Genomic DNA, 4,477 nt, shown 5'->3' on the forward strand with positions numbered 1-4,477 from the left:
GCTCGAGACGGCCGGGCTCTCCCCGTGGCCCGGCAGGTCCAGGGCGTAACCGGTGCGGCCCGCCCGCTCCAGCGCGCGCGACCACTCCCCGGCGTCGTAGTCCTCCCCGCCGCTGGAGGCGAAGCCGTGCAGCAGCAGGACGGGCGGGGCCGAGGCGGCGGCCGGCTCGGCGCCGAGGCGGTGGACGTGCAGGCTCATGACGGGTCCCTCCAGGGGTCGGACCGGTGGATCCGATCTTATTTTCTATAGTAGTAGAAAATAAGCGCGGCGGGGGTGGACGCTGTAATTCTACGGTTGTAGAGTTTCCGGCAGGCGCCCCACGTTCGCGGGCGCTCCGCGCCTCACCCACCAGGAGCCAGCATGAACTCGCCGTCCCCCCAGCGCATCGTGGACCTCGCCGTCGGCTTCATGGGAACCCAGCAGCTGGCGGCCGCCAGCCGGATCGGCCTCTTCGCAGCCCTCGCAGAGGGGCCCCTGCCGCTGCCCGAGCTCGCCCGCGCGACCGGGCGCGCCGAGCGGCAGGTGGGCATCCTCGCCGCGGCCATGCACGGGCTCGGCCTGCTGGAGCGCGGCGCGGGCGGCTACGCGCTGGCCCCCGACGCCGCCGCCTACCTCTCCGGCGCGGGCGGCCTGAACCTCTCCCCCTTCATCCGCTTCCTCGGCGGCATCAGCTACCGGCAGTGGCTGGGCTACGGCGAGACGGTCGACGCCGACCGGCCCGGCACCCTGGACCTGGACGAGGCCGGGTGGGCCGAGTTCCTCGACGGCGTCATGACCTACAACGCCCTGCACGCCGAGCAGTTCGCCGCGGCCCTCGACTTCTCGCCCTACCGCTCCGCCCTGGACTTCGGCGGCCTCGCCGCGGGGTTCTCGCTCGCGGCGATGGCGCAGAACCCGGAGCTGAGCACCCGCTTCGTCTACGCCCCCGACTTCGCCGACTCGGTCCGCGCGGCGGTCGCGGAGGCCGGGGTGGAGGACCGGGCGAGCGTCGAGGAGGGGGCGACCGAGACGACCGAGCCGGGCGGCGAGCACGACCTGGTCCTGCTCACCCACGTCCTGCACCGCTTCGACGCCGAGGCGAACCGGGCGATCCTGCGGGCCGCCCGCGCCGCCGCAGCGCCCGGGGCCGCCCTGATGCTGATCGACTTCTTCCTCGACGCCGAGGGCCCGCAGCGACCGCTCGACGCGCTGCACGCCGGGGAGTACTTCAACATCGACGGCACCGTGGTCTACCCCGAGGGCGAGGTGCGCGGGTGGCTCGAGGAGACCGGCTGGCGACCCGGCCGGCTCGTGGAGCTGCCGGGCAGCCCGCGGGTGCTGCTGGCCGAGGCCGCCTAGGCCGCCGTCGACCCCTGCCGCAGCCGGGCGACGAAGTCGGAGATCTGCTGCTCGATGATCTCGGCGTCGTAGTGCTCCGGGCTCACGGCCCGGGTCACGGTCGCGCCGATGTTCATCAGCACCATCTCGCTGACCAGCTGGGGGTCGGGCACGGGGGTGCGGACCTCGCCGTCCTCGCGGCCCTCCCGCAGGTACTGGAGGTAGCCGGTCTTCCAGTTGTCCAGGTGCCGGCCGTAGTGGTGGTCCAGGTCCGTGTTGAAGGCGCAGCGCTCCCAGAACGAGAGCAGCACGCGCTCGGCGCCCTCGGTGCGGGAGTTGGTGGGCAGGGTGAAGCGCAGCGAGATCTCCAGGGCCTCGAGCCCGCGCTTGCCCTCGACCTCTCGGGCCAGGAGGTCCCCGATCCGCTGCAGGGCGCGCTCGTAGGCACCCTCGATGATGTCGTCCTTGCGCTCGAAGTAGTGCTTCAGCGCGCCGTTGGCGAAGCCCGCGCGCTTGGCGATCTCACGCATGGTCGCGGCCTCGATGCCCCCCTCCACGATGAGCTGCCACGTGACGTCGATGATGTCCTCGCGCCGCTGGTCGTGGTCGATGATCTTCGGCATGTCGTTCTCCCGGTCTGATGATGCTCTGGTCGCGCGTGACCGCGCCCGTCCTGCCCCCGAGTCTAGGGTCCCGGAGCGCGCCCCCGCACCGCGGCGCCGCGCTCAGACCGCCGGATCCCAGACCCCGTCCGCCCGCACCGCGCCGTCGGCCTGCAGCCCGGCCACGGCCTCGCGGACCGCGGCCGGCCCCACGCGCTCGAGCAGGCCGACCGCGCCCAGGTTCTCCTCCAGCTGCGCCGCGCTCGAGGCGCCGAACAGCACGCTCGAGGCCGCGGGGTGCGCGAGGCAGAACGCGAGGCCCAGCTGCGCCGGCGTCGCCCCCAGGGACTCCGCCGCGGCCCGCACCCGGGGGTAGGCGGCCACGATGCGCTCGCGGATCCCGCCGACGTCGGCGCCGATCTTGCGCGCGGGGCGGGTCTTGCCGACCAGGATCCCGCCCTCGAAGGCGTCCGAGGCCTGCAGGCGCAGGGTCCCGGCGTCGAACAGCTCGCCGTAGAACGGGCCCTCCGCCATGCTCCGGCGGGCGATGCCGTACTTCAGCTGGGCGAAGCACGGGGGCGTGAGGCCCTCGCGCTCGGCGACCCCCAGGGCGGTGCGCTGACATCGCCCACCCGAGAGCCGCGGGGCGCCCGGCCTGACCGGCGTCGGGCCGCTCGTCGCACCCGCTGCGATCAGCCGACCCGCGCTCAGCCGAATCCCGGCCACCGGAGGCGCCGCCTCGCGTCGGTGTCGAGCAGTCCCGCGACCCATTCGTCGGTGCGCCGCCCCCGGAGGACGCCGCTGCTGCGGGCCGTGCCCTCGTAGCGGAAGCCGAGGTGCTGGGCCACCGCCGCGGAGGCCGCGTTGCCCACCGCGGCGCGCCACTCGACCCGCCGCAGCCCCAGGCCGGGCCCCGCGGCGTCGAAGGCCAGGTCGAGCACCGCGCCGGCCGCCGTCGTCATCGTCCCGCGGCCCCGCGCGTGGGCCGCGACCCAGTACCCGATCGAGGCCGACCCGTCGCGGATCGCGTCGAGGCTGACGACGCCGGCGAAGCGGCCCTCGCGCTCGATCGCCCAGGTGCAGGTCGTCCCGGCCAGCCACCCGGTCTCGCTGGCGCCGAGCACGAAGTCGGCGGCGTCGGCCTCGGCGTAGGGCACCGGGAGGGGGATCCACCGCTGGATCTCGGGGTCCTGGCAGGCGGCCGTGACGGCACCGAGGTCGTGGGGCCCCGGGGGCCGCAGGACCAGCCCGGGGGCGCTGAGGGTGATCGGCTCCATAGTGGCAGGGTAGCGCGGGCGGCCCCCGGGTGAGGTCCCGGGCCCGCGCGCCGCGCCTCCTAGAGCCGGGCGCTCACGGCGTTGCGGATGCGCTGCAGGTCCACGGTGCCGGGGCACGCCGTCGCGACGACCGAGCTGTGCGGGATGATCTGCGTGAGCGGGTTCAGCCCGTACGTCCGGCAGAGCCTCGCGCACAGCTCGATCGAGTCGTTGTACGTGGACTGGCTCGGCGGGCGGACGGCGTCGGCGGAGTGCTCGATGCCGATGCTGCGCTGGTTCATCGCGAAGTCGCCCGCGTGCCAGGCGGTGTTGGTCTCGCTCACGTACTGGTGCACGGCGCCCTCGCCGATCCCGTAGTGGGCGCTGACGCCCGAGCCCGGGTCCGCGAAGGTCGCTTCCGCCGCGGCGAGGGTCCCCACGATGTAGTGGATCACGATCCGGTCCACCGCGCGCCCGCCGCGTCCCGCGCTGTAGTTGGGGCTGGTCCTCCAGACGGCCTGGGCCATGCTATTCCCCCTTCCCGAGCGGGCACCCCAGGCGGTTCGACGGGTTGGCCCGCTGCCGCTCGAGGTCGTGGGGCGTCTCGCGGCCGCGCAGGGGCTCCTGCTCGGGGGCGGCGGGCTCGCCCTCGGCCGCGTGCGCGGCGGCCCCGGCGACCAGGGTCACGCCGGCGGCGGTCGCCGTCGCCGCGCCGGTCCTGAGCAGTCTTCTCCTCGAAAATTCCATAGGGAGCAAATTACGGGCCGTGCTGGAACGCTTCAATGACGCCACGCTGCATCCATGCGAAAGGATGAAGATGCGATGCGAAGGTATTAATGCGGTCTCGGTCACAGGTCGAGGGTCAGGACCTCGCGCCCGGGGCTGTACCCCTGACCTTCGTAGAACGCGCGGTCGCTCCCCGAGGGCTCCGCGCTCACCTGGGCGAGCGTCGCGCCGCGGGCCCGGCCGTGGTCCTGGGCCCAGCGCAGCATCACCGCCCCCAGGCCGAGCGCCTCCTCGGGCTCGGCCGTGGCCAGTCCCTCGATGTGGAGCCGGGACGACCCGTCCCTCGTCAGGCCGGGGATGATGGTGAGCTGCATCGTGCCCGCAACTCGTCCTCGCTCGTCGCGCACCACGGCGAGGTAGTGGGACCGGTCCCGGGCGACGACGTCGTACGCGGCCTCGTAGCGGGCCACGTCGGCCTCGCGCGCGTCCGGAGCGTCCGGCGTTCGGGCGCCCTCCCGCCGCGGCGCGTCCGCCGCGGAGTCCCCCGGCGATCGCGGCCCTGGCATCGGGCCGCCC

Annotated in this window: 8 protein-coding genes; 1 reads left to right on the plus strand and 7 read right to left on the minus strand. The window is 74.4% G+C overall.

Annotated elements, in window-relative coordinates; all coding sequences use genetic code 11:
• On the minus strand, positions 1-198 hold a 198-nt coding region (locus tag NBM05_RS15035), incomplete at its 3' end, for an alpha/beta fold hydrolase (protein ID WP_373689352.1).
• Between the two features lie 162 nt (positions 199-360).
• Between NBM05_RS15035 and NBM05_RS15040 the strand changes: the two genes are divergently transcribed.
• Positions 361-1,338, plus strand: coding sequence for a methyltransferase (locus NBM05_RS15040; RefSeq protein WP_254169116.1), 978 nt, complete (start codon positions 361-363; stop codon positions 1,336-1,338).
• Here NBM05_RS15040 and NBM05_RS15045 read toward each other — a convergent pair.
• The 6 genes from NBM05_RS15045 to NBM05_RS15070 all read right to left on the minus strand — a co-directional run.
• The gene (locus NBM05_RS15045; RefSeq protein WP_254169118.1) at positions 1,335-1,940 is read right to left on the minus strand and encodes a TetR/AcrR family transcriptional regulator; all 606 of its coding nucleotides are present in this window, start codon (positions 1,938-1,940) and stop codon (positions 1,335-1,337) included. The genes NBM05_RS15040 and NBM05_RS15045 overlap by 4 nt on opposite strands.
• Before the next feature lie 102 nt (positions 1,941-2,042).
• Positions 2,043-2,645 (minus strand): aldo/keto reductase, encoded by a 603-nt coding sequence (locus tag NBM05_RS15050; RefSeq protein ID WP_254169120.1) that lies wholly within the window; start codon positions 2,643-2,645, stop codon positions 2,043-2,045.
• Positions 2,627-3,196 (minus strand): GNAT family N-acetyltransferase, encoded by a 570-nt coding sequence (locus tag NBM05_RS15055; RefSeq protein ID WP_254169122.1) that lies wholly within the window; start codon positions 3,194-3,196, stop codon positions 2,627-2,629. Before NBM05_RS15055 ends, NBM05_RS15050 begins: the two co-directional genes overlap by 19 nt.
• Positions 3,197-3,255: 59 nt before the next feature.
• Positions 3,256-3,702, minus strand: coding sequence for an N-acetylmuramoyl-L-alanine amidase (locus NBM05_RS15060; RefSeq protein WP_254169124.1), 447 nt, complete (start codon positions 3,700-3,702; stop codon positions 3,256-3,258).
• A 1-nt stretch (position 3,703) separates the two neighbouring features.
• Complete coding sequence (locus tag NBM05_RS15065) at positions 3,704-3,922, minus strand: hypothetical protein (protein WP_254169126.1); 219 nt, start codon at positions 3,920-3,922, stop codon at positions 3,704-3,706.
• A gap of 101 nt (positions 3,923-4,023) precedes the next feature.
• The coding region (locus NBM05_RS15070) for a GNAT family N-acetyltransferase (protein ID WP_254169128.1) at positions 4,024-4,477 on the minus strand (454 nt) is incomplete at its 5' end.

It is taken from the genome of Rothia santali (assembly GCF_024199905.1).
Taxonomy (GTDB): Bacteria; Actinomycetota; Actinomycetes; order Actinomycetales; family Micrococcaceae; genus Rothia; species Rothia santali.